The sequence below is a fragment of the Streptosporangium sp. NPDC000509 genome (assembly GCF_042898365.1).
Classification (GTDB): Bacteria; Actinomycetota; Actinomycetes; order Streptosporangiales; family Streptosporangiaceae; genus Streptosporangium.
In genome coordinates, this window is the sequence record NZ_JBIAYX010000018.1 from 142,825 (window position 1) to 166,676 (window position 23,852).

Sequence of the window (23,852 nt, forward strand, 5' to 3'; positions counted from 1 at the left end):
ACCGATCCGTGCCGGTCAGGGGGCGGCGTGCCGGACCAGCGCCTCGAACAGGGCCGACTCGTCGTCGGTCTCGGGGTGCCATTGGACGGCGACGGCGAAGGGGTGGTCGTCCACCTCCACGGCCTCGACCGTGCCGTCCTCGGCGTGGGCGGTCACGGTGAGGCCCTCGGCGAGCCGGTCGAGGGCCTGGTGGTGGTAGTGGGCCACCTCCACGGTCTCGGTCCCGAAGATCTTCGAGGTGTGGCTGCCGGGGGCGAGCCGCACCGGCATCCTGCCGTACTGGCCGGGGGCCGGGGCGTGCCCGGCGTGGCCGACCACGTCGGGCAGGTGCTGATGGAGGCTGCCGCCCAGCGAGACGTTCAGGATCTGCATGCCTCTGCAGATCCCCAGGAAGGGTGTGCCCCGCTCCAGCGCCGCCTCGACCAGTCCCAGTTCGGCGTCGTCGCGGAACGGCCGGACGTAGCCGGTCCGCTCGTGCGGCTCCCGCCCGTACCGCTCGGGGCCGACGTCACCGCCCCCGGCCAGGATGAGCCCGTCCAGGCGCTCCACCAGCGCCGAGGGGTCGCCGGCGGGGGGCAGGATCACCGGCTGCCCGCCCGCGCGGGCCACGTGGTCGACGTAGTCGTACGGCAGGAGCGCGGTGGTCGTCTCCCAGACGGTGAAGCGCGCGGGCTCGACGTAGCAGGTGATGCCGATGACGGGACGGGACATGATCTCTTTCTCACGCGGACGCCGGGGACATGGGAGATGGGCCCACGTCCTCGCACGTTATCGGGGCCGGGGTATGGCCTGGGCAAATCCCGCCACCGCCGGTCGCGAAGGTGGCGGGGCGAGGTCTACAGCGGGTCTACAGCGGGGTGACGTACGCGCCGGAGATACCGCCGTCCACCAGGAACTCCGAGCCGGTGATGAAGCTCGCGTCGTCCGAGGCGAGGAACGCCACCGCGGCGGCGATCTCGGACGCCTCGGCGAAGCGGCCCACCGGGATGTGGACGAGGCGGCGCTGTGCCCGCTCGGGGTCCTTGGCGAACAGCTCCTGCAGCAGCGGCGTGTTCACCGGCCCCGGGCACAGCGCGTTCACCCGGATCCCCTCGCGGGCGAACTGCACGCCCAGCTCGCGGGACATGGCGAGCACCCCGCCCTTGGAGGCGGTGTAGGAGATCTGGCTCGTCGCCGACCCCATCACGGCGACGAACGACGCGGTGTTGATGATCGACCCCTTGCCCTGCCGCCGCATGTACGGGATGGCGTGCTTGCAGCACAGGTAGACCGAGGTGAGGTTCACCTCCTGGACCCGGCGCCAGGCGTCGATGCCGGTCTCCAGGATCGAGTCGTCCTCGGGCGGCGAGATGCCCGCGTTGTTGAACGCGATGTCCACGCTGCCGTAGGTGTCGAACGCGGTCTGGAACACCCGGGCGACGTCGTCCTCGTCGGTCACGTCGGCCCGCACGAACAGCCCCCCGACCTCCTCGGCGGCCGCCGGACCGGTCATCTCGTCCAGGTCCACGCACACGACGCGGGCGCCTTCCGCGGCGAACCGGCGCGCGGTGGCGAGGCCGATCCCGCTTCCGGCGCCGGTGATGACGGCGACCCTGTCCTGCAAACGGTCCTGCAAACGCAGCATCGCTTCTACTCCTCGGAAATGAAGACGTTCTTGGTCTCGGTGAACGCTGACAGGGCGTCGGGACCCAGCTCGCGGCCGAGGCCCGACTGCTTGAAACCGCCGAACGGGGTCCAGTAGCGGACGCTCGAATGCGAGTTGACGCTGAGGTTGCCCGCCTCCACCGCTCTGGCGACCCGGAGCGCCCTGCCGACGTCGCGGGTCCAGATGGACCCGCTCAGGCCGTACGGGGTGTCGTTGGCGATCCGTACGGCGTCCGCCTCGTCGTCGAACGGCACCACCGACACCACCGGGCCGAAGATCTCCTCGGTGAACGCCCGGTCGTCGGCCGACCGGGGCGTCAGGACCGTCGGCGGGAACCAGAACCCCGGCCCCGACGGGCACACGCCCCGCAGATGGGGCGGTTCGGTGACGAAGGAGGCCACCCGTTCCCTGTGCTCGGCGCTGATCAGCGGGCCCATCTCGGTGGCCTCGTCGCGGGGGTCACCGACTCGGACGTTCAGCACCGCCTCGCCGAACCGCGCGAGGAACTCGTCGTGGACCGAGCGCTCGACCAGGATCCGGGAGCGCGCGCAGCAGTCCTGGCCCGCGTTGTCGAACACCGCGTACGGCGCGGTCGCCGCGGCCTTCTCCAGGTCGGCGTCGGCGAAGACCACGTTGGCGCTCTTGCCGCCCAGTTCCAGGGTGAGCCGCTTGACCTGTCCGGCGCAGGTCGCGGCGATCTGCTTGCCGACCTCGGTCGAGCCGGTGAACACGATCTTCGCCACCCCCGGGTGCTCGACCAGCCGGGCACCCGCGACCTCCCCGGCCCCCGGCAGGACCTGCAGCACCCCCTCGGGCAGGCCGGCGGCCAGCGCCAGCTCGGCCACCCGCAGGGCGGTGAGCGGCGTCCACTCGGCGGGCTTGACGATCACGGTGTTGCCCGCGGCCAGCGCGGGGGCCGCCCCCCAGGTCATGATGACCATCGGGAAGTTCCACGGCACGATCACGCCGACGACGCCCAGCGGTTCCCTGAAGGTGACGTCGAGCCCGCCGGGCACCGGGATCTGCAGGCCGTGATCGCGCTCCGGTGCCCCCGCGTAGAAGTCGAGCACGTCGGCGACGTTGCCCGCCTCCCAGCGGGCGTTGCCGATCGTGTGCCCGGCGTTGGCGACCTCCAGCAGGGCGAGTTCCTCGGCGTGCTCGCGCACCAGCGAGGCGAAACGGCGCAGCAGCCGGGCACGGTCTCCCGGTGCGACGTTCCGCCAGTGCGCGAAGGCGCGCCCGGCACGCTCCACGGCCCTGTCGATCTCGGCGGCGTCGGCCATCTCGATCTCGGCGACCGCCTCTTCCGTCGCCGGATTGATGATCTTCACATTCACATCCGTTCGAATCCCCGGAAAAGCTCCCAGTCGGTCACCGCCGCGTCGAAGGCGGTGAGCTCGACCCGGGCGTTGTTCGCGTAGTGCGCCACGACGTCCTCACCGAAGGCGGCCGCCGCGAACTCGGAGGTCTCCCAGAGCTCCAGCGCGTCGCGCAGCGTGCTCGGTACGGTCTCCGCGCCCGAGGAGTAGGCGTTCCCCGTGAAGGCGTCCTCAAGCGGCAGCTCGTTCTCGACGCCGTGCAGGCCGGCCGCGATCAGCGCCGAGACCGCCAGGTAGGGGTTCACGTCGCCGCCGGGTACCCGGTTCTCGATCCGCAGCGAGGGGCCGTGGCCGACCAGGCGCAACGCGCACGTCCTGTTGTCCACGCCCCACTTGACCGCGGTGGGGGCGAAGCTGCCCTGCACGTACCGCTTGTAGGAGTTGATGTTCGGCGCGTACAGCAGGGTGAGCTCGCGCATCAGCGCGATCTGCCCGGCGATGAAGTGCGCTCCTGTCGCCGACAGCCCGTGCGGCCCGGAACCGGCCATCACCGGCTCCCCGCCCGCGTCCCTGAGCGAGATGTGGATGTGGCAGGAGTTGCCCTCGCGCTGGTTCGGCTTGGCCATGAAGGTGATCGCCATGCCCTCCTGGGAGGCGATCTCCTTGGCGCCGTTCTTGTAGATCGAGTGGTTGTCGCAGCTGGACAGGGCCTCGGCGAAGCGGAAGGCGATCTCGTGCTGGCCGAGGTTGCACTCGCCCTTGGCCGACTCGACGTACATGCCCGCGCCCTCCATGCCGAGCCTGATCCTGCGCAGCAGCGGCTCGACCCTCGCGGTGCCGAGGAGGGAGTAGTCGACGTTGTAGAGGTTGGCGGGGGTCAGGTCGCGGTAGCCGCGGCGCCAGGCGTCCTCGTAGGTGTCGCCGAAGACGACGAACTCCAGCTCGGTGCCGACGAAGGCGCCCCAGCCCCGCTCGTCCAGCCTGGTGAGCTGCCTGCGCAGGATCTGGCGCGGCGAGGCGGTCACGTCGGAGCCGTCCTCCCACACCAGATCGGCCATGACCAGGGCCGTCCCCTCCTGCCACGGCACGCGGCGCAGGGTGGACATATCGGGTTTCATGACAAAGTCGCCGTATCCGCGCTCCCAGGACGACATGGCGTAGCCGTCGACCGTGTTCATGTCGACGTCGACCGCGAGCAGGTAGTTGCAGCCCTCGGAGGCGTGCCGCAGCACCTCCTCCAGGAAGTAGCGCCCCGACAGGCGTTTGCCCTGGAGACGGCCCTGCATGTCGACGACCGCCAGCAGCACGGTGTCGATCCGCCCCGCCCGCACCTCGTCCTGAAGCTCGGTGACGTCCACACGCCCTCCTCGTCGGGGTCTTATTGGGCTAGTGTTAGACCATTGACGTGCAGCGGGGGGAGCGTTGTCAAGGGCCGGAGGAGATAATTGGACGAGCTGTCGCGGTTGACGGCCGTGTTGCGGCCGGTGCGGGCCGGCAACGCGTTCGAGGAGACGGTGGAGCGTCTGCTCCAGGTCATCAAGCTGGGGCTGGTGTCGGAGAAACTGCCGCCCGAGCGGGAGCTCGCCGCCCAGCTCGGCATCAGCAGGGTCACCCTGCGCGAGGCCATCCGCGAGCTGCAGGAGGCGGGCTATCTGGAGGTCCGCCGCGGCCGGTACGGCGGCGCCTTCCTCACCCACAACACCCCGCCGCAGCCGCACCGGGACGACCTGCGCCGGGCCGTGGCCGACATGGGCACCGACGACCTGTCCGACGCCCTCACCTTCAGGATGGCGGTCGAGTGCGGCGCGGCCCAGGTGCTCGCCACCACCCCCCTCACCCCGGAGCGGCGCGAAACCCTGCGCGAGAGGCTGCGCGAGGTGAACTCGGCGGGGCCCGAGGACTACCGCCGCCTCGACACGGCCTTCCACCTCGCCATCGCCGAGCTCACCGGCTCCGCCCTGCTCGCCGGGGCCTGCGCCGACGCCAGGCTCCGGGTCACCGACCTGCTCAACGCGATCCCGGTGCTCCAGCGCAACATCGAGCACGCCGCCCTCCAGCACCAGGCGATCGTGACGGCCATCCTGGCCGGGGACCCGGAGGCCGCGCGCCGCGCCGTGGCCGAGCACCTTGAGGGGACCGCGGCGCTGCTGCGGGGTTTCCTCGCCTGAAGCGCGGCGCGCCTCGTACGGGCGGCCTGTGCTTCGTACGGCGCCTCGCGGGCGCCCGGGGAGACCGCCGTGCCGTCGTGACGCCGGGTGACTCCCGCGCCGATCCGGCGGTGTTCCTCGCATAGCCTGGGGGACGGTGGGGGATTTGTTCCGAGAGCGGATCATGGACACAGGGCGGCTGCCGCTGTTCTGTTTCTTCGTCGCGCTGATCGTCGTCTTCCTGCTCACCAGGATCAACGTCCGGCTCATCCGTGCCAGGATCGGCTGGTTCGGCAACGTCAACGTCGGCGAGATGCACATCCACCACGTGGTGTTCGGCGTGGTGCTCACCCTGCTCGGCGGGGTGGCCGGCCTCATCGTCTCGGGGGTCTCGGAAGGCTGGTACGCGGTGACGGCGGCCGTCTTCGGCGCCGGGGCCGCCCTGATCCTGGACGAGTTCGCGCTCATCCTGCACCTGCACGACGTCTACTGGGAGGAGGAGGGCAGAGCCTCGGTCGACGCCGTGTTCGTCGCCGTCGCGGTCACCGCCCTGCTCCTGATCGGCCTGCGTCCCCTCGGCTGGGAGGACTACGCCGGCGAGTCCCCGGGCATGTGGCTCACGATCTCCTTCATCGTGACCAACCTCGTGCTCGCCGTGATCACGTTGCTCAAGGGCAAGATCTGGACGGGGCTCGTCGGGCTGTTCGTCCCGGTCCTCCTGGTGGCCGGCGCGATACGGCTCGCCCGCCCGGGATCGCCCTGGGCCCACTGGTTCTTCGCGCCGGGCTCCCGGCGTCCGCAGCCCCGCAAGATGGCGAGGGCGGAGGGCCGCGAGGAGCGCTGGCGCCGCCCGGTGATCCGCGGAAAGATCGCCTTCCAGGAGTTCCTCTCCGGCCGCCACGACCTCCCCTCCACCCGCCTTCGTTCCCGCCACTGAGTCCGCCACTGAACCCGCCGCCGAGTCCGTCGTGGGCCCGCGCGTCCCGTGGACCTCGGGCGAACGGCGGGCATACTGGGGGACGTGAGTACGCTTCCTTCCCGATGGGACGGCGTGGAGCGGCGCGTCCCGGAATCGCTGGCCGACCTGCGCGGCCCGGCGACGGGGACGGTCGCCCTGCCCGTCCACCTCGGCTGGTCCGGGCTCACCGAGTTCGATCTGGTGAACCCGCTGCTACGGATGAGCCTCTACCGCACGGTCATCACCGGCGGTGGCCGCTCCGACGCCGAGTCGTATCTGAACGCCGAGCATCTCGTCGCCGACTGGCCGACCCTGCGCCGGGGCATCGGGCCGAGTTACCGGAGGGCCTGGGAAACCAAGATCACCGCCCTGGGGTGGGGCACCGGGACGGGCGTCGAGGCGGATCGTGGCGCCGAGGCGGAAACCGGGACGGGCGCCGCGGCGCCGGGGTGGGAACGGTGATCCTGCCTCCGTTCCAGCAGCGGATGCTGGAGGCCGCGCTACCCGCCTGCGGCAGGTTCGGGCTGGTCCTGGCGGGCGGGTACGCGATGAACGCCCACGGCTTCACCGAACGCCCGAGCGACGACCTCGACTTCGCCACCGCCGCCGAGACGCCGCTGCCCGAGGTCGCGGAGGGAATGGCCGAGGCGTTCAGGCAGGCCGGGCTGGAGGTCACCATGACGGAGGTGACGCCCCGGATGGGCCGCCTCGTGGTGAGCGACCCGGTGACCGAGCAGAGCTGCGAGTTCGACCTGCTCAGGGAGGCGTTCCAGCAGCAGCCCGTGATCGTCGGCGACATCTCCGTCGTCTCCCTGGACGACGCGGTCGGCCTGAAGATGCGGGCGCTGCACGAGCGCAGCCTCGCCCGCGACGTCATCGACATCGCCTCGGTCTCCCACCTGTACGGCTTCCGCGAGCTCGAACACCTCGCCCGCCTGCACAACGAGGAGTTCGAGCTCGCCGAGCTGGTGATGAGGCTGGAGTTCGTCGACCTGATCGCGGACGAGGACTTCGAGGCCTACGGCGTGGACGACGAGCGGATCACGGAGATCCGCCGGTTCGCCCGCGCCTGGGTGGAGGACATCGGTCTCCGCCGCGCCGAGGAGGGCGACGTCGACTACGACGACGTTCCCGACCCCGACTGAGAAGACCTGAACCGGTGAGGCCGGGGACCCAAGGGAGGCGGGGGACTCCTGTGACGCATACTCGGCTCCTCGCGGGGCAGTTGGGGGTCCTCTCTGCCGAAGGGTGCTGATCATGGGTCTTATGGAGAAGCTCAACCTGCGTGAAATGAAGGCCAAGGCCAAGCTGAAGCTGGCCGGTCGGGTGGGTGACCGCCGCAAGGTGGCCGAGGCGAGGACGGAGGAGGCCGAGGCGAAGCTTCTGAAGACCAAGGACGAGATCCTGGACACCGTCGCGGAGATGCGCAGAGAGTACGGCGTCCGCCGCCGCTGACTCCCGCCCCAGGTGTCCTGCCGCTCGCCAAGTCCCTTCCGATCGGTTTTCCGACGCCTTTCCCGTCACATGACGTCAATGTAGGTTGACACCATCGATGGTGTCAACCTACATTGACGTCATTGTTTTCATCTCCGACCAGGGCGAGCCGCCCGAGATGGATTCGTGCGCGGTAGACAGGAAAAGCGGCCGAAGGCCGATCGCGTCGTTTCTGAGGGGGACACGTTGGCGGGGGTCATATCACGGGACGCTGGAAACGACGCGGGAAACACTGAAGACCCCGGCGAACCGGGACAACTCGGCGGCACCGTGCCGGAGTCCGCCTCCTGGCGGTTGCTGGTCGCCTACATACGGCCCCACAGAAGGGCCCTGCTGCTGGGCGGGGTGCTCAGTCTGGTCGGCTCGCTGGCGGGGCTGGCGATGCCACTCCTGGCCAAGACGGTCATCGACGCCTTCGGCGAGCAGCGCTCCCTGCTCGGTCCGGTGCTCGGCCTGACCGCCGCCGTGCTCCTGGGCGCGGTCATCGGCGCGCTGGGTAACTACGTGCTGGAACGGATGGGCGAGGGCATCGTCTTCTCCGCCCGCCGTACCCTCGTCGACCGGATGCTGCGGCTGCGGGTCTCCGAGGTCGATCGGCTCAAGCCGGGTGACCTGATGTCCAGGGTGACCTCGGACACCACGCTGCTGCGGGCGGTGTTCACCAACGGCGTGGTCGAGACGGTCAGCTCGCTGTTCATGCTCGTGGGCGCCGTGGTGATGATGGCGCTCATCGACGGGGTGTTGCTGCTCATCACGCTGGGAGTGATGGTCGTGGTCGGCGGCTTCGTCAGCCTGATCATGCCCCGCATCCAGCGTGCCTCCATGCAGGCGCAGGTCGCGGTGGGCGAGATGGGCGCGGTCCTCGACCGGGTGCTCCAGGCGTTCCGTACCGTGAAGGCGAGCGGCGCGGAGGAGCGGGAGATCGCCGCGGTGGGTGAGGCGGCCCGCGAGGCGCGTGACCGGGGGATCGCCGTGGCCTGGCTGACGTCGATCGCCGGCGTCTCGGCGTGGGTCTCCGCGCAACTGGCGTTCGTGGCCGTGCTCGGCGTGGGCGGCGCGCGGGTCACCTCCGGCGTGCTGGAGGTCTCCTCGCTGATCGCCTTCCTGCTGTACCTGTTCTATCTGGTCGCCCCCATCGGCCAGCTGGTTCAGGGCTTCACGCAGGTGCAGAACGGCCTGGCCGCGGTGAAGAGGATCCGCGAGATCGAGGAGCTTCCCGCAGAGAGAGCGGACGGCGCGGCGTACGAGGTCGGAAGAGTGCCCGCCGGGGTCGTCTTCGAGAACGTCGCCTTCCGCTACGGCGACGACAGACCGGTCGTCCACGACGCCGTCTCCTTCGAGGTGCCCGCGGGCGGCCTGACCGCCCTGGTGGGCCCGTCAGGGGCGGGCAAGTCCACGGTCTTCGCACTGCTGGAGCGCTTCTACGAGCGGCGGGCGGGGACGATCACGATCGACGGCCGCGACATCGCGGACTGGCCGCTCGCCGAGTTGCGCGCCTGCCTCGGCTACGTCGAGCAGGACGCGCCGGTGCTGGACGGCACGCTCAGGGAGAACCTCGTCTTCGCCGCGCCGGGTGTGGACGAGGCCGACATCTGGCGGGTGCTCGCCCGTACCCGGCTGGAGGATCTGGTCTCCCGGCTCCCCGAGGGACTGGAGACCCGGGTCGGCCATCGAGGGATCATGCTCTCCGGCGGCGAGCGCCAGCGGGTCGCCATCGCCCGCGCACTGCTGCGCAGTCCCCGGCTCCTGTTGCTCGACGAGGCCACCTCCCAGCTCGACGCGGTCAACGAGCTGAGGCTCCGGGAGGTGGTCGCGGAGGTGGCGGCGGAGACGACCGTGCTGGTGATCGCCCACCGCCTCTCCACCGTGGCGGGGGCCGACCGGATCGTGGTGATGGAGGCGGGCAGGGTGAGGGCCGTGGGCCCCCACGACGAGCTGCTCGCCGACGACGCCCTCTACCGCGAGCTGGCCACCACCCAGTTCCTGCTGCCCGGCTGAGGCCGGCTGTCCGTTCCCTTCCCCACCAGGTGCTGCGGGGATCGGCTCGGTTGCGTAAATTCATATCGTTCATAAAGGAATAATTCGGACACTGGGTCGGGGGGCTGATTCGCCGTCCGGTGAACCGGGCATCCCCGCCTGTGCGGAGCCTCTCCTTCGCATCGGAGCGCCCGTCGGGCGCGCGCCGCATTCGATCACCCGGTCCCGTCCGTGCGGGACGAGGAGCCGGGGCGTGGCGATCGTTACGGCTACACCAGGGGGTGCCGCGGGCGTGCTGCCCGGGGCACCCCCTTCGCCGGGTTGACCGGTGGCCTCCGGGTGACCAAGTATGAATACATTCATTCATTCTTGAGGGGGAGGTCGGGCATGTCCGGCAGCCGGATCGTGCGCGCGCCGCGCGGCACCACGCTCACCGCCAAGGGGTGGCCGCAGGAGGCGGCGCTCCGCATGATCCAGAACAATCTCGATCCCGAGGTCGCCGAGCATCCCGAGCAGCTCGTCGTCTACGGCGGCTCGGGCAAGGCCGCCCGCGACTGGCGCTCCTTCGACGCGATCACCCGTACCCTGACCACCCTGGAGGGCGACGAGACGCTGCTGGTGCAGTCGGGCCGCCCCGTCGGGGTGTTCCGCACCCACGAGTGGGCGCCCCGGGTGCTCATCGCCAACTCCAACCTGGTGCCCGACTGGGCCAACTGGGAGGAGTTCCGGCGTCTGGAGGCCGCCGGGCTCACCATGTACGGGCAGATGACGGCCGGCTCCTGGATCTACATCGGCACCCAGGGCATCCTGCAGGGCACCTACGAGACCTTCGGGGCCGTGGCCGCCAAGCGGTTCGGCGGGAGCCTCGCCGGGACGATCACGTTGACCGCCGGGCTCGGCGGCATGGGCGGCGCCCAGCCGCTCGCCGTGACGATGAACGGCGGCGTGGTGATCTGCGTCGACTGCGACCCCAGGTCGATCGACCGGCGCATCGAGCACCGCTACCTGGACGTCCGCGCCGCCGACCTCGACGAGGCGCTGCGTCTGGCGTACGAGGCCCGCGACCGGCGCGAGCCACTGAGCATCGGGGTCGAGGGCAACGCGGCCGAGGTCGTGCCGGAACTGCTGCGCAGGGGCGCCGAGATCGACGTCGTCACCGACCAGACGTCCGCCCACGACCCGCTGATGTACCTGCCGGTCGGCGTGGCCTTCGAGGACATGGCCGGCGAGCGCGAGAAGGACCCGGCGGGCTTCACCCGCAGGGCCCGCGAGTCCATGGCCGCCCACGTGGAGGCGATGGTCGGTTTCCAGGACGCCGGGGCCGAGGTCTTCGACTACGGCAACTCGATCCGGGGCGAGGCGCTGCTCGCGGGCTACACCCGCGCGTTCGACTTCCCCGGCTTCGTGCCCGCCTACATCCGGCCGCTGTTCTGCGAGGGCAAGGGCCCGTTCCGCTGGGCCGCGCTGTCCGGCGCCGCCTCCGACATCGCCAAGACCGACCGCGCGATCCTGGAGTTGTTCCCCGACAACGAGCCGCTCGCCAGGTGGATCCGGATGGCCGGGGAGAAGGTCCACTTCCAGGGGCTGCCCGCCCGCATCTGCTGGCTCGGGTACGGCGAGCGCCACCTGGCGGGGGAGCGGTTCAACGACATGGTCGCCTCGGGGGAGATCGAGGCCCCGCTGGTGATCGGCCGTGACCATCTCGACTGCGGCAGCGTCGCGAGCCCGTACCGGGAGACCGAGGGCATGGCGGACGGCTCCGACGCGATCGCCGACTGGCCGCTGCTGAACGCGATGCTCAACGTCGCCTCCGGCGCCGCGTGGGTCTCCATCCACCACGGCGGCGGTGTCGGCATCGGCCGTTCCATCCACTCGGGGCAGGTCACCGTGGCCGACGGCACCAGGCTGGGGGCCGAGAAGCTCAACCGGGTCCTCACCAACGACCCGGGCACGGGCGTCATCCGCCACGTCGACGCCGGGTACGACGAGGCCGTCACCGTGGCCGAGGAGCGGGGTGTGCGCGTCCCGATGCGCGAGTCCTGACCGGACGCGCCGCGACCGGGTCCCCGCGGGGACGTACGGGTGCCGATTCGCGTGCCGCGTCCCGATCGCGGTGCGCGAATTCCCCCGGTGCCGCTCGTTTTCGTCTCCGCGGGTGTATGAACGACAGCGGGGCGGGACGGGAGGGGAATGCTCGTGGGGGTTCGAGCGGTTGGAGGGGGCGTGGGTGACGGACTCGATCGGCTTCTGGAGGGGCGGAGACTGTCGCCCGTGCAGCGGCGGATCGCGCGTTACCTGGGCGACCACCTGTCCGAGGCCGTCTTCCTGTCCAGCGTGGAGCTCGCCGACCGGGCCGGGGTGAGCCAGCCGTCGGTGACGAGGTTCGCGATGGTGCTCGGCTTCGGGGGATATCCCGAGCTGCGGCAGGCGCTGCGCCCCCTGGTCGTGGGCGGCAGGAGGCCGTCGCGGGCCAACGACCTGCAGACCGCGATCGACGTGGAGATCGACAACCTGCGGAGCGTGCGCGACGCGCTGAGCGACCCCTCCGACCTCTCCGAGCTGGGCGCCAACCTGGCGGGATGCGAGCCCCTGCCGGTGCTCGGCCTGCGGGTGTCGAGCGGGCTCGCCACCACGTTCGCCTACTTCGCGCGGCGGATCCACCCCGATGTCCGCCTGCTCACCCACGGCGGCTCCGAGCTGGCCGACGGCCTGTACGCCGCGCGCAGGGCGGGAGCGGCCTGGCTCGTCGCCGTCGTCCTGCCCCGCTACCCGGCCGAGGCCGTGCAGGCCCTGCGGGACGCCCGTCACCTCGGCCTGCGTACGGCGGTGATCACCGACCGGCGGGACGTGCCCTTCGCGGCGGACGTGGTCCTGGCCGCCCCCGTCGGCGAGCGGCTCGTCTTCGACTCGCACGCGGGCCCTCTCGCCCTGGCCATGGTGCTGGTGGAGGCGATGGCCGACGCGGCGCCGCTGCGTACCCAGGCCAGGCTTGAGGAGTACGAGCGGATGACCGACCAGGCCGGGGTCTTCACCGAGCAACCCGACTGACGGCCCGCGGTGATCGTTTTTGCCGTGGGTAAGGTGACTGCCATGTCAGAACGACCTACCGCGCTGATCACCGGCGCCTCCAAAGGGATCGGCGCCGCGATCGCCCGTGCCCTGGCCCCCACGCACGACCTGCTGCTCGGCGGACGCGACACCGAGGCGCTGTCCGGGATGGTCGCCGAGCTGCCCGGCGCGCGGCCCTGGCCGGTGGAGCTCACCGCCGTCACCGAGGCCGACGTCGCCGACATCGACCGGCTCGACGTGCTGGTGCACAGCGCGGGCGTGGTGCACCTGGGCCGTGTCGAGGAGACCCCCGTCGAGGTGTGGCGGCGCACGATGGAGATCAACGTGGTCGCGGTGGCCGAGCTCACCCGGCTGCTGTTGCCCGCCCTGCGCGCGGCGCACGGCCACGTGGTGCTGATCAACTCCGGTTCCGGGCTGCGGGCGAACCCGAGCTGGGTCTCCTACGCGGCGAGCAAGTACGCGCTGCGCGCCTTCGCCGACGGGCTCCGCCTGGAGGAGCCCGAGCTCCAGGTCACCACGATCTACCCGGGGCGGGTCGCGACCGACATGCAGCGTGAGGTACGGGCACAGGAGGGCGGCCCCTACCGGCAGGAGGATCACCTCGACGCGGACTCGGTGGCCAGGGTGGTGCTGACCGCTCTGACCGCGTCCCCGGACGCCAACATCACCGAGATCACCATCCGTCCCACCGGCAAGCCCTCGAACTGAACGCGGTGACCGAAGACGCCTCAGGTTGGGAGGCCGCCGGGCCGAGGGCGCGGCGGGCTCGCCAATGAATGGTCTCATTCACATAATGGGAGGGTGTTCGACGAGATGTGGGGTGCCATAGAGCACCTCGGACGTGACGGCCGGACCCGGGGCTACCTGCGAGACGCGTGGTCGCCCGCGGATCTGGAACTCCGGCGATGGTTCGGGCAGGAGGCCGACAGACGCGGCCTCGACCTGAGGGAGGACCGCAACGGCAACCTGTGGGCCTGGTGGGGTGACCCCTCGGACCGGCCCGGCGTGGTCACCGGCAGTCATCTCGACTCGGTGCGCCAGGGCGGCGCCTTCGACGGCCCCCTCGGCGTCGTGTCGGCCTTCGCCGCCCTCGACCTGCTGCGGGCGAAGGACTTCCGGCCCGCGCGCCCCGTGGGAATCGCCTGCTTCACCGACGAGGAGGGCGCCAGGTTCGGCGTCCCGTGCGTCGGCTCCCGCCTGCTGACCGGCATCCTCGACCCGGACAGGGCCCGCGCCCTGAAGGACGACGAGGGCGACTCGCTCGCCGAGGTGCTGCGCGCGGCGGGGCGCGACCCCGGCGCTCTGGGCAGGGACGAGGAGACCCTGCGGCACATCGGCGTCTTCGTCGAACTCCACGTCGAGCAGGGACAGAACCTCGTCCACGCCGGCGCCGAGGTCGGCGTCGCCTCGGCCATCTGGCCGCACGGCCGCTGGCGGTTCGACTTCCACGGCCAGGCCAACCACGCGGGCACCACCCGCCTGGCCGACCGCGACGACCCCATGCTGCCCTTCGCCCGTACCGTCCTGCACGCCCGCCAGGCCGCCCAGCGCGGCGGCGTGGTCGCCACCTTCGGCAAGACGCGCGTGTCGCCCAACAACGCCAACGCCATCCCCGGCCTGGTCAGCGCCTGGCTGGACGCCAGGGGCGGCGACGAGGACGCGGTGAGGGAGCTCGTCGCCGAACTCACCGACTTCTCCGGTGCCGAGGTCACGGTCGAGTCGTGGACCCCGGTCGTCGACTTCGACGCGGCCCTGCGGGAACGGGTCGCCGAGGCCGCGGGCGGCGCACCCGTCCTGCCGACCGGCGCCGGACACGACGCGGGCATCCTCGCCTCCGCGGGCGTGCCCAGCGCGATGGTGTTCGTCCGCAATCCAACGGGAATCTCGCACTCTCCGGAGGAACACGCGGACCGGGCCGACTGTCACGCCGGGGTCACCGCCCTCGCCGCCGTCGTGGAGGACCTGTGCGGGAGCTGAACTACTGGTGCGAGCTGGCCTGGCTGCCGCCGGGCGAGGCCGTCGCGGGAGTACTCGTCAAGGTCAGGGACACCCTGATCGCCGAGATCGTCACCGGCGTGACGACCCCGCCCGGCGGAGCCGTCCGGCTCGCGGGCCTCACCCTTCCCGGACTCGCCAACGCGCACTCCCACGCCTTCCACCGCGCCCTGCGCGGGGTGACGCAGCGCGAGAAGGGCAGCTTCTGGACCTGGCGCGAGCGGATGTACGGCGTGGCGGGAACGCTCGACCCCGACTCCTACCTCAGGCTCGCCAGGGCCACGTTCGCCGAGATGTCGCTGGCCGGGATCACCTGCGTGGGGGAGTTCCACTACCTGCACCACGGGCCGGACGGCAGGCCGTACGACGACTCGAACGCGATGGGACACGCGCTCGTCCAGGCCGCGCGGGAGGCGGGGCTGCGCATCGCGCTCCTGGACGCCTGCTACCTGACCGGCGGCGTCGGCACCCCGCTGAGCGGTGCGCAGCGGCGCTTCGGCGACGGGGACGCCGACGGGTGGGCCGCGCGGGCCGAGGCGCTCGTGGCCGGATACCGGGAGGATCGGGACGTGGAGATCGGCGTGGCCGTGCACTCGGTCCGCGCGGTGCGGGCCGAGCAGATCCCCGTGGTCGCCGAGTTCTCCCGGCACCACGCGGTCCCGCTGCACGCCCACGTCTCCGAGCAGCGGGCCGAGAACGCCGCCTGCGTGGACGCCTACGCCGCGACCCCGGTCCAGCTGCTGGACGCGCACGGCGCGCTCGGTCCCCGCTCGACCGCCGTACACGCCACGCACCTGTCGGACGTGGACGTCGCGCTGCTCGGCGCCTCCGGCACGCGCGTGTGCATGTGCCCGACGACCGAGCGCGACCTCGCCGACGGCATCGGGCCGGCGAGGAGGCTGTTCGAGGCGGGCTCGCCCATCACGCTCGGCTCGGACAGCCACGCGGTGATCGACCTGTTCGAGGAGGCCCGCGCGGTCGAGCTGGACGAGCGGCTCGCGACCGAGCTGCGCGGTCACTGGTCGGCCGCCGAACTCCTGAACGCGGCCACGGCCGCGGGGCACGACTCGCTCGGCTTCGCCGACGCGGGCATGCTCGTCCCCGGTGCCTGGGCCGACCTGGTGTCGGTGCGCCTGGACTCGGTCCGTACGGCCGGAGCATCCCCGGCGCACCTGGCGGAGAGCGTGGTCTTCGCCGCGACCGCCGCCGACGTGCACTCCGTGGTGTCGGGCGGGCGTCACGTGGTCGTCGACGGCGGGCACGTACTCGGCGACGTGGGCGCGATGCTCGCGCAAGCGGTCGGCGAGGCACTCGCCGAGGCGCGGGAGGAGAGGTCGGTATGACGAGCGAGGACCGTCCGGTGACGAGCACCCTTTTCGACGGCATCGGCCTGCTCTACACGGGCGACCCGGCGCGGGAGGAGATCGAGAACGCGGCGCTGGTGGTCGAGGGCGGCGAGGTGGTGTGGGCGGGTCCCGCCGACGCGGCTCCGCACGCCGACGAACGGGTGGATGTGGAGGGTCGCTGCGTCATCCCCGGTTTCGTCGACAGCCACGCCCACCTCGTCTTCGCGGGCGACCGCAGCGCCGAGTTCGCCGCCCGCATGGCGGGGCGCCCGTACACGGCGGGAGGTATCCGTACGACGGTGTCGGCCACCCGCGCCGCCTCCGACGCCGAACTCGCGGCGCGCACCGCCGCCCTGGTCGCCGAGATGCTCACCCAGGGGACGACCACGGTCGAGATCAAGAGCGGCTACGGTCTCACGGTCGAGGACGAGCGCCGGTCACTGGAGATCGCGCGGAGGTTCACCGAGGAGACCACCTACCTGGGCGCGCACGTCGTCCCCCCCGACGCCTCCTCGGCCGACGAGTACGTCCGCACCGTCACCGGGGAGATGCTGGAGGCGTGCGCGCCGCACGCCCGGTGGGTCGACGTGTTCTGCGAGCGCGGAGCCTTCGACGCCGACCAGAGCAGGGAGATCCTCCTCGCCGGGGTGAAGGCGGGACTGCTGCCGCGGATCCACGCCAACCAGCTGGGTGAGGGGCCGGGGGTGCGGATCGCCGCCGAGGTGGGCGCGGCCTCCGCCGACCACTGCACCCATCTGAGCGACGACGACGTCTCGGCGCTGTCGTCGTCGGGGGTGGTGGCGACCCTGCTGCCCGGCGCGGAGTTCTCCACCCGCTCGCCTTACCCTGACGCCCGTCGCCTGCTGGACGCCGGGGTGACCGTCGCGCTCGCCACCGACTGCAACCCCGGCTCCTCCTTCACCTCCTCCATGCCGTTCTGCGTGGCACTGGCGGTCCGTGAGATGCGGATGACACCGCTGGAGGCGATCAGGGCCGCCACGTACGGCGGTGCGAGGGCGTTGCGCCGCGGGGACGTCGGCACGCTGCGGGTGGGCAGCAGGGGGGATCTGGTGATTCTCGACACACCCACCTACGTCCACCTCGCCTACCGGCCGGGGGTACCGCTGGTGAGGCAGGTCTGGAAGGAGGGGCGCCGCCTGGTTTGAGCCCCTTTGCTGGGGTTAGTGGTGGCACTCGTCGCGGCGCAGGGAAACATCCTCCTTGAGGAGGAAATCCAAAACCATTCTCCAGGCGTACTTCTTGAGGGAATCTTTGCCCTGATCCGTCCGTTGAAAAGACAAGCGATGTGTCTGAGCGCACGGGGCCTTGAGCGAGCGGTTGGACACGTCATAAGCACGCGGAGCGAGGTGCCATCGGATGGCAAGGCCGACGGGGAATCGGACGCAGGATCAGCATGTCTCTGATCGAGACCTGCTCGGGACCTACCTGGCAGAGATTGGACGGGTGCCCCTGCTCACCGCGGAGGAAGAGGTCGAGCTCGCCAAGCGGATCGAGGCGGGTCTCTTCGCTGAGCAGTTGCTGGACGGTGGGTTGGGCGGATTGACGGAGCCGCGGATCGGTGACGCGGCCGATGAGGAGCTTGAACGGCTGGCCGTTTCCGGACAGAGGGCCAAGGATGAATTCATCCAGGCCAATCTACGTCTTGTGGTGGCCGTCGCGCGCAAATATTCCGGGCGGGGAATGCCGCTGATCGATCTGGTCCAGGAGGGAAACCTGGGGCTGGTCCGCGCGGTCGAGAAGTTCGACTACCGGCGCGGTTACAAGTTCTCCACATACGCCACGTGGTGGATCAGGCAGTCGGTGGGACGCGCCATCCACGAGCAGGCCAGGCCGGTGCGCCTGCCCACCCACGCGGGCGAGCAGATGACCAGGCTGATGCGGGTCCGCCGCGACATGCTGGCCGAGTTCGACGTCGAGCCGACCGACGCCGATCTGGCCACGGTGCTCGAACTCCCCATCGAGCGGGTCCGTGAGCTCCGCCGCTGGGCCTCCGACCCCGTCTCCCTGCAACTGGGCGTGGGTGACGAGGACGAGACCGAGCTCGGCGACATGATCGCCGATGACACGTGGGCCGACCCCGAGCAGCAGGCGATGGACATCCTGGAGCGCGAGCGCCTCGAGGAGTGGCTGACCGGGCTTGAGGGGCAGACCCGTGAGATGCTCCGCTGGCGCTACGGCCTGATGGACGGCCGCGAGCACACGCTGACCGAGGTCGGCGAGCGGTACGGCATCGGTCGCGACCGTGCCCGCCGGATCGAGCGTGACGCCCTGGCCCGGCTGCGGAAGATGGCGACGGCGGCCTGAGCTTCGTGATCCGGCACGGTCTCGTTTGGACCGTGCCGGATCGTGGGGTTCTTTACGGTGAGGCTTGTCGCCGCGGCGGCTCCGTGTTGCTCACGCTGTGGTGAGTTCCGTCGCCGCTCACGCCTGGTCGATTCCACGGTGTTCAGGTTGTGTGAGCCCGTGCCGTTCACGCTTGGTCGATTCCATGGCTGTTCGGGGTGTGGTGCGTCGCCGGTTTCTTCGCCGTTCACGCTGCGGTGGGCGGGTGTTCCGGCCGGCCGTCTCAGTTGCGCTCCGGTGGTTCAGGCCTCCGGCCTGCTCGGGCGCGGTGGTTGCGGGCTCTTTTCAAGCCGGCCGGAACACCCGCCCACCTCCGCTGCACGTGCTCTCGCCGTACGGCGTGCGGACCGTAGTGGCTTTCTCTCCGGCCGCCCTGGGTTCCGTGGGTGGCTGAAGCGATCCGTACGGGACCGTCGAAAGCGGGGCGCCGTAGCTGAAGCGCCACCTCGGAAAGGTGCGCAGGGCTGGGCGCCGGTCGGGACATGATGGGGGTCGGGAGGGTGCGGCGCAGGTCAAAGGTTCTGTGAGAGCGGCTGCTTTCGTCGTCGGGATCGTGTGCCGATGTTCATCCGAATGCGCGCGGTCGTGGCGTGGGATGTGGGACTCCGTGACAGGGCGGGCAACGTGACCACTGTGGTGAATGCTCGCTACTCCTGCGCTATGGGACGTCGGCTATTGGTAAGGGTCTGAACCGGCATGGCTCGGCCTGTTTCGTGGTTTGTTTATGTGTTCCGCCGCATTGTGTGGTGAGAGGGATCGGTGCGGTGGGGGTCTGGTTTTCTACGGTGCGCGCCGTGCGCTCCTTTCGAAAGTAACGCTTCAGTTACGGCGGCCCGCTCTGAGCGGTCTCGTACGGATCGCTTCAGCCGCACAGAGGTCACAGGGCGGCCGGAGAGAGAGCGACTACGGTCCGCGCGCCGTACGGCGGGGGCGTGCGCAGCGGAGGTGGGCGGGTGTTCCGGCCGGCTTGAAAGAAGCCCGCAACCACCGCGCCCGAGCAGGCCGGAGGCCTGAAACGCCAGACGGTGACTGAGACGGCCGGCCGGAGCACCCGCCCACCGCAGCGTGAACGGTCGCGAGGTCGAGCCGTCCCCAGAAGCCTGCCGGGGTCCGTTCCGGGGAAGGGGACCGAGGGTGACCAGGGGTTACGGGCCAGCCTATTCGTCCGGATCGAGGGGGTCCGGTGGGCGTGGCGTAGGGGTGGCGAAAGCCCTGGTAACCGCCAAGTGGAGTTGACCTGGGCTCTTTTAAGGCCATCTCCAAGTCATGGCACACCTTGTCCGAAACACATCTGAAACACCCTGCTGCCGAGATTCACAGATGTGAAACACACAAGGTCACACCTTGAAACGGTAGAAGAACACGCTGTGGCGCAACGTCAGTGCGCGGCCGGTCGATGGAGCCCAGAAGCGATCACTGCATGTGAAACCGGCAAAAGCCAATTGGAAGGAGGGTCGCTTCGCATGGAGATCGATAGCGGCTCCACAGCCTGGATGCTCGCGAGTACCGCACTCGTCCTACTCATGACACCGGGTCTCGCGTTCTTCTACGGGGGCATGACCAGGGCCAAGAGTGTTCTGAACATGATGATGATGTCGTGGGTCAGCATCATCGTCGTGACGATCGCCTGGGTGCTCTACGGTCACTCGCTCGCCTTCGACACCGTCGGAGACGGTTCGGGATTCCTCAACAAGATTATCGGTGGACTCGACAACATCGGTCTGAGCGGCCTGGTCGAGACGGCGACCAAGGATGACGGCACCGGTATGCCGAGCCTGGTCTTCTCGACGTTCCAGATGACTTTCGCGATCATCACGGTCGCGCTGATCAGCGGAGCGCTCGCCGACCGGGTGAAGTTCGGCGCGTGGGTCGTCTTCGCCATTGTCTGGGCGACGGTCGTCTACTTCCCCGTGGCCCACTGGGTGTGGGGCGGCGGCTGGCTGAGCAGCCTCGGCATCGAGGACTTCGCCGGCGGTACGGTCGTCCACATCAACGCCGGAGCCGCGGCCCTCGCGGTCGCCCTGGTGATCGGCAAGCGCGTCGGCTGGCGCAAGGACCCGATGCGACCGCACAACCTCACGTTGGTCCTTCTCGGCGCGGCCCTGCTGTGGTTCGGCTGGTTCGGCTTCAACTCGGGCTCCGAGCTCGCCGTTGACGGCACGACCGGCCTGGCGTTCATCAACACCCAGATCGCCACCGCCGTCGCGGCGGGCGCCTGGATCCTCGTCGAGAAGATCCGCGACGGTCACTCCACCACCCTGGGTGTCGCCTCCGGTGCGGTCTCCGGCCTGGTCGCGATCACCCCGGCCTGTGGTTTCGTCGACCCCTGGGCGGCGTTCGTGATCGGCGCGCTCGCCGGTGTCGCCTGTGCCTACGCGGTCGGCCTGAAGTACAAGCTCGGCTACGACGACTCCCTCGACGTGGTCGGCGTCCACCTCGTCGGCGGTGTCGTGGGTGCGGTGGCGCTGGGCTTCGTCGCCGCCTACCCGTTCGCCGACGGCCAGGAGAAGGGCCTCTTCTACGGCGGGCCGATCTCCCAGCTCGGTGTGCAGGTGCTCGGTCCCGTCGCGGTCGGCGCCTACTCCTTCGTTATCTCCTGGATCATCGCTAAGATCATCGACAAGACAATGGGCTTCCGCATCTCGCAGGAAGACGAGATCACCGGCGTCGACATCACCTCCCACGCCGAGACCGGTTACGACCTCGGCACCATCCACTCCTCGGGTGTGGCCGCCGTCAACGGTCCGGCCCCCACCCCGGCGTCTAAGAAGGTGGACGCATGAGACTCATCACAGCGATCATCAAGCCGTTCAAGCTCGATGACGTGAAAGCGGCCCTGGAGCAGTTCGGGGTCAAGGGAATGACGGTCAGCGAAGCGAGCGGTTACGGCCGCCAGCGTGGTCACACCGAGGTCTACCGGGGTGCCGAGTACCAGGTCGACCTGGTGCCCAAGGTCCGCCTTGAGGTGCTCGCCGAGGAGGAGGACGCCGAGGATGTCATCGACGTCATCGTCAAGGCCTCGCAGACCGGCAAGATCGGTGACGGCAAGGTGTGGTCCGTCCCTGTGGACACGGTCATCCGCGTCCGCACCGGGGAACGCGGACCTGAGGCGCTCTAACCGGTGAGAGGCGACGCTCGCTCGTACGCCGCGGCCCGTAAGGAACGGGCCGCGGACATCGACCGCTGGTTGACGGACCTGGTCCGCACCGCCTGCGGTACGCCGTACGGGCCTAACGGGGGAACGACGAGAAACGACGAGCGCGGCGCCCTCAACGGGGTCGCGCTCGTCGCGGTCGGGAGCCTTGGCCGCTCCGAACTCGCGCCGGGCAGTGACCTCGACCTGGTCCTGCTGCACGACGGGCGGGAGGACGTCGCGCGTGTCGCCGACCGCATCTGGTATCCGATCTGGGACTCGGGGGTCGGTCTCGACCACTCGGTGCGGACGGTGGACGAGGCGGCCAAGGTCGCCAGGGAGGACCTCAAGGCGGTCCTCGGCCTGATCCAGGCGCGGCACGTGGCCGGAGACCCGGAGCTGACGCGCTCGGCGCGTGAGATCGTGCTCGCCGAGTGGCGTGCCGACTCCCGGCGCCGCCTGGGCGAGCTGCGTGACGCCGCGGACAAGCGGGCGGAGGCGAGCGGCGAGCTGGCGTTCCTGCTCGAACCCGACCTCAAGGACTCCCGCGGCGGCATCCGCGACGTGCAGGCGATGCAGGCGGTGGCGGCGGCCTGGGTCGCCTCGGCCCCGGGTCCCCGGGTCCGTGAGGCCTATGAGTTGCTGCTCGACATCCGGCACGGTCTGCACCTGGTGACCGCCCGCGGCGCGGACAGGCTGGTGCTCCAGGAGCAGGACGCCGTGGCCGGGATGCTCGGGCTGCTCGACGCCGAGGCGCTGATGCGCAGGCTCGCCGAGGCCGCCAGGACGATCGGGCACGCCTTCGACGCCACCTGGCGCACCGTCGACCGGTTGCTCACCGGCCCCACCCCCCGTGGTCGCCGCCCGCTCGCCGACGGCGTCGTCGAGCACGGTGGAGAGGTCGTGCTCGCTCGCGGGGTGAACCCGCGCAAGGACCCGGTGCTGGTGCTGCGCGCCGCCGCCGCGGCGGCCGAGGCGGGGCTGCCGCTGGCGCCCGCCACGGTCACCACGCTGGCCGCCCAGTCGCCGCCGCTGCCCGTGCCCTGGCCGGACGAGGCGCGTGACGCGCTGGTGGCGCTGCTCGGGGCCGGCCGCGCGGCCGTGCCCGTCTGGGAGGAGCTCGACCAGGCGGGAGTGCTGGTCCGCCTGCTGCCCGACTGGGAGCGGGTGCGGCACCGACCGCAGCGCAATCCGGTGCACCGCTACACCGTCGACCGGCATCTGATCGAGGCCGCCGCGGGGGCCGCCTCGTTCACCCGCGAGGTCTCGCGGCCCGACCTGCTGCTCATCTCCGCGCTCCTGCACGACATCGGCAAGGGCTATCCCGGTGACCACTCCACCACCGGTGCCGTCGTCGCCCGCGACATCGGGACCCGGATGGGCCTGCCCCCGGCGGACGTCGACATCCTGGAGACCGTGGTCCGCCACCACCTGCTACTGCCCGAGACGGCCACCCGCCGCGACCTGGACGACCCGGTGACGATCTCCCGGGTGGCCGAGGCCGTCGGCTCGCGTGAGGTCCTCGAACTGCTGGCTGCCCTCGCGGTGGCCGACGGCCACGCCACCGGGCCCGCCGCCTGGAACTCGTGGAAGGCCTCGCTCGTCGCCGACCTGGTGCGCCGGGTGCGTTCCGCGCTCTCGGGAACCCCGCTGCGTCCCGCGCCCTCGCTCTCGGTGGAGCAGGCTTCCCTCGCCCGCCACGGCGGCGGCGCCGTGCGCATCAACGGGGGAGCGGTCACCGTGGTCGCGCCCGACCGCGCCGGTCTGCTCTGGCGCGCGGCCGGGGTGCTGGCCGCGCATCGGATGGTGGTCCGCTCCGCGTCGGCGGCCTCGGCGGGGGCGACCGCCGTCATCGAGTTCTCGGTCGTTCCCGAGTACGGCTCGCCGCCCGACCCCGCGACGCTGGAGGCCGACCTGCGCCTCGTCCTGGCCGGTCGTCTCGACATCGAGCAACGCCTGGCCAGGAGGACCAGGTCGATGCGCCCGGCCCGGGTGCCGGTGGCGCCGCCGAGGGTGAACCTGGTGGACGACGCCTCCAACACCGCGACCGTCATCGAGGTACGCGCCCATGACCGTCCGGGTCTTTTGTGGCGGATTGGTAGAGCATTTGGTGAATGTGGCCTTGACGTACGGGCCGCCCGTGTGGAGACTCTCGGCGCAGAGGCGGTGGACGTCTTCTACGTGGTCGACAGAGCCGGTCGCCCACTGACCGACGAGGTCCAGCGGGCACAGGTACGCGATCAAGTGCTCGCTGCCCTGCGATAACCGTAAAAAATCGGTCCCTAGTCGCCTTCGTAACGATTAAAGGCGCTATGTCGGTTTTGCCGATTCTTACTCGTGACCTTGTGGTGTGATGTTGTCCACTTGTGTCGTGATTGAGGGGTATCGAGAGCGGTGACTACGGC

The 23,852-nt window shown here is 70.5% G+C and carries 20 protein-coding genes; 16 read left to right on the plus strand and 4 right to left on the minus strand.

The features are described 5' to 3' along the window. Positions 1-15 precede the first annotated feature (15 nt). The 4 genes from ACFY3D_RS30410 to ACFY3D_RS30425 all read right to left on the minus strand — a co-directional run bounded on the left by ACFY3D_RS30410 (position 16) and on the right by ACFY3D_RS30425 (position 4,322). The gene (locus tag ACFY3D_RS30410) at positions 16-711 is read right to left on the minus strand and encodes a gamma-glutamyl-gamma-aminobutyrate hydrolase family protein (protein ID WP_389985585.1); all 696 of its coding nucleotides are present in this window, start codon (positions 709-711) and stop codon (positions 16-18) included. Between the two features lie 136 nt (positions 712-847). Further along, positions 848-1,624, minus strand: a complete 777-nt coding sequence (locus tag ACFY3D_RS30415; protein WP_389985588.1) for a 3-oxoacyl-ACP reductase — start codon at positions 1,622-1,624, stop codon at positions 848-850. 5 nt (positions 1,625-1,629) lie between these two features. Further along, a complete protein-coding gene (locus ACFY3D_RS30420) occupies positions 1,630-2,976 on the minus strand; it encodes an aldehyde dehydrogenase family protein (RefSeq protein ID WP_362897635.1) in 1,347 nt (448 codons plus the stop codon). Between the two features lie 2 nt (positions 2,977-2,978). After that, positions 2,979-4,322, minus strand: a complete 1,344-nt coding sequence (locus tag ACFY3D_RS30425) for a glutamine synthetase family protein (protein WP_389985591.1) — start codon at positions 4,320-4,322, stop codon at positions 2,979-2,981. 87 nt (positions 4,323-4,409) lie between these two features. On the opposite strand from ACFY3D_RS30425, the gene ACFY3D_RS30430 reads away from it, so the two are divergent. From ACFY3D_RS30430 to ACFY3D_RS30505, 16 genes are all read left to right on the plus strand, one after another. Next, positions 4,410-5,132: a FadR/GntR family transcriptional regulator gene (locus tag ACFY3D_RS30430; RefSeq protein WP_389985594.1), complete on the plus strand. Its 723-nt coding sequence runs from the start codon at positions 4,410-4,412 to the stop codon at positions 5,130-5,132. A 136-nt stretch (positions 5,133-5,268) separates the two neighbouring features. Next, entirely contained in the window at positions 5,269-6,048 is a 780-nt protein-coding gene (locus ACFY3D_RS30435; RefSeq protein WP_362897641.1) for a hypothetical protein, read from the plus strand. Positions 6,049-6,132: 84 nt separating this feature from the next. Further along, the gene (locus ACFY3D_RS30440; protein WP_362897643.1) at positions 6,133-6,531 is read left to right on the plus strand and encodes a hypothetical protein; all 399 of its coding nucleotides are present in this window, start codon (positions 6,133-6,135) and stop codon (positions 6,529-6,531) included. Further along, positions 6,528-7,214 (plus strand): nucleotidyl transferase AbiEii/AbiGii toxin family protein, encoded by a 687-nt coding sequence (locus ACFY3D_RS30445; protein ID WP_389985597.1) that lies wholly within the window; start codon positions 6,528-6,530, stop codon positions 7,212-7,214. Before ACFY3D_RS30440 ends, ACFY3D_RS30445 begins: the two co-directional genes overlap by 4 nt. Positions 7,215-7,326: 112 nt before the next feature. Further along, on the plus strand, positions 7,327-7,524 hold the full coding sequence (locus ACFY3D_RS30450; RefSeq protein ID WP_362897647.1) for a hypothetical protein: 198 nt from the start codon (positions 7,327-7,329) through the stop codon (positions 7,522-7,524). A 225-nt stretch (positions 7,525-7,749) separates the two neighbouring features. Next, positions 7,750-9,561, plus strand: a complete 1,812-nt coding sequence (locus ACFY3D_RS30455; RefSeq protein WP_389985600.1) for an ABC transporter ATP-binding protein — start codon at positions 7,750-7,752, stop codon at positions 9,559-9,561. Between the two features lie 366 nt (positions 9,562-9,927). After that, entirely contained in the window at positions 9,928-11,583 is a 1,656-nt protein-coding gene (hutU, locus tag ACFY3D_RS30460; RefSeq protein ID WP_350949809.1) for a urocanate hydratase, read from the plus strand. Between the two features lie 180 nt (positions 11,584-11,763). Further along, on the plus strand, positions 11,764-12,588 hold the full coding sequence (locus ACFY3D_RS30465; RefSeq protein WP_389985604.1) for a MurR/RpiR family transcriptional regulator: 825 nt from the start codon (positions 11,764-11,766) through the stop codon (positions 12,586-12,588). Between the two features lie 42 nt (positions 12,589-12,630). Continuing rightward, complete coding sequence (locus tag ACFY3D_RS30470; RefSeq protein WP_389985608.1) at positions 12,631-13,317, plus strand: SDR family oxidoreductase; 687 nt, start codon at positions 12,631-12,633, stop codon at positions 13,315-13,317. Positions 13,318-13,422: 105 nt separating this feature from the next. Further along, positions 13,423-14,586, plus strand: coding sequence for an allantoate amidohydrolase (locus tag ACFY3D_RS30475; protein WP_389985756.1), 1,164 nt, complete (start codon positions 13,423-13,425; stop codon positions 14,584-14,586). Continuing rightward, positions 14,574-15,947 carry a formimidoylglutamate deiminase gene (locus tag ACFY3D_RS30480; protein ID WP_389985611.1) on the plus strand — a complete coding sequence of 458 codons (1,374 nt, stop codon included), beginning with the start codon at positions 14,574-14,576 and terminating at the stop codon, positions 15,945-15,947. Before ACFY3D_RS30475 ends, ACFY3D_RS30480 begins: the two co-directional genes overlap by 13 nt. Continuing rightward, on the plus strand, positions 15,944-17,116 hold the full coding sequence (gene hutI, locus ACFY3D_RS30485; RefSeq protein WP_389985614.1) for an imidazolonepropionase: 1,173 nt from the start codon (positions 15,944-15,946) through the stop codon (positions 17,114-17,116). The genes ACFY3D_RS30480 and hutI overlap by 4 nt, the downstream gene beginning before the upstream one ends. A 211-nt stretch (positions 17,117-17,327) precedes the next feature. Next, complete coding sequence (locus tag ACFY3D_RS30490) at positions 17,328-18,275, plus strand: sigma-70 family RNA polymerase sigma factor (RefSeq protein ID WP_362897661.1); 948 nt, start codon at positions 17,328-17,330, stop codon at positions 18,273-18,275. Positions 18,276-19,777: 1,502 nt separating this feature from the next. Beyond that, entirely contained in the window at positions 19,778-21,097 is a 1,320-nt protein-coding gene (locus ACFY3D_RS30495; RefSeq protein WP_350948727.1) for an ammonium transporter, read from the plus strand. Next, positions 21,094-21,432, plus strand: a complete 339-nt coding sequence (locus ACFY3D_RS30500) for a P-II family nitrogen regulator (RefSeq protein WP_350948726.1) — start codon at positions 21,094-21,096, stop codon at positions 21,430-21,432. The genes ACFY3D_RS30495 and ACFY3D_RS30500 overlap by 4 nt, the downstream gene beginning before the upstream one ends. A gap of 3 nt (positions 21,433-21,435) precedes the next feature. After that, the gene (locus ACFY3D_RS30505) at positions 21,436-23,712 is read left to right on the plus strand and encodes a [protein-PII] uridylyltransferase (RefSeq protein WP_350948725.1); all 2,277 of its coding nucleotides are present in this window, start codon (positions 21,436-21,438) and stop codon (positions 23,710-23,712) included. Positions 23,713-23,852 lie beyond the last annotated feature (140 nt).

Coding starts and splice junctions, on each gene's coding strand:
- ACFY3D_RS30410 (WP_389985585.1), bottom strand. CDS start 711: ATGTCCCGTCCCGTCATCGGCATCACCTGCTACGTCGAGCCCGCGCGC.
- ACFY3D_RS30415 (WP_389985588.1), bottom strand. CDS start 1,624: ATGCTGCGTTTGCAGGACCGTTTGCAGGACAGGGTCGCCGTCATCACC.
- ACFY3D_RS30450 (WP_362897647.1), top strand. CDS start 7,327: ATGGGTCTTATGGAGAAGCTCAACCTGCGTGAAATGAAGGCCAAGGCC.
- hutU (WP_350949809.1), top strand. CDS start 9,928: ATGTCCGGCAGCCGGATCGTGCGCGCGCCGCGCGGCACCACGCTCACC.
- ACFY3D_RS30470 (WP_389985608.1), top strand. CDS start 12,631: ATGTCAGAACGACCTACCGCGCTGATCACCGGCGCCTCCAAAGGGATC.
- ACFY3D_RS30475 (WP_389985756.1), top strand. CDS start 13,423: ATGTGGGGTGCCATAGAGCACCTCGGACGTGACGGCCGGACCCGGGGC.
- hutI (WP_389985614.1), top strand. CDS start 15,944: ATGACGAGCGAGGACCGTCCGGTGACGAGCACCCTTTTCGACGGCATC.
- ACFY3D_RS30490 (WP_362897661.1), top strand. CDS start 17,328: ATGGCAAGGCCGACGGGGAATCGGACGCAGGATCAGCATGTCTCTGAT.
- ACFY3D_RS30495 (WP_350948727.1), top strand. CDS start 19,778: ATGGAGATCGATAGCGGCTCCACAGCCTGGATGCTCGCGAGTACCGCA.
- ACFY3D_RS30500 (WP_350948726.1), top strand. CDS start 21,094: ATGAGACTCATCACAGCGATCATCAAGCCGTTCAAGCTCGATGACGTG.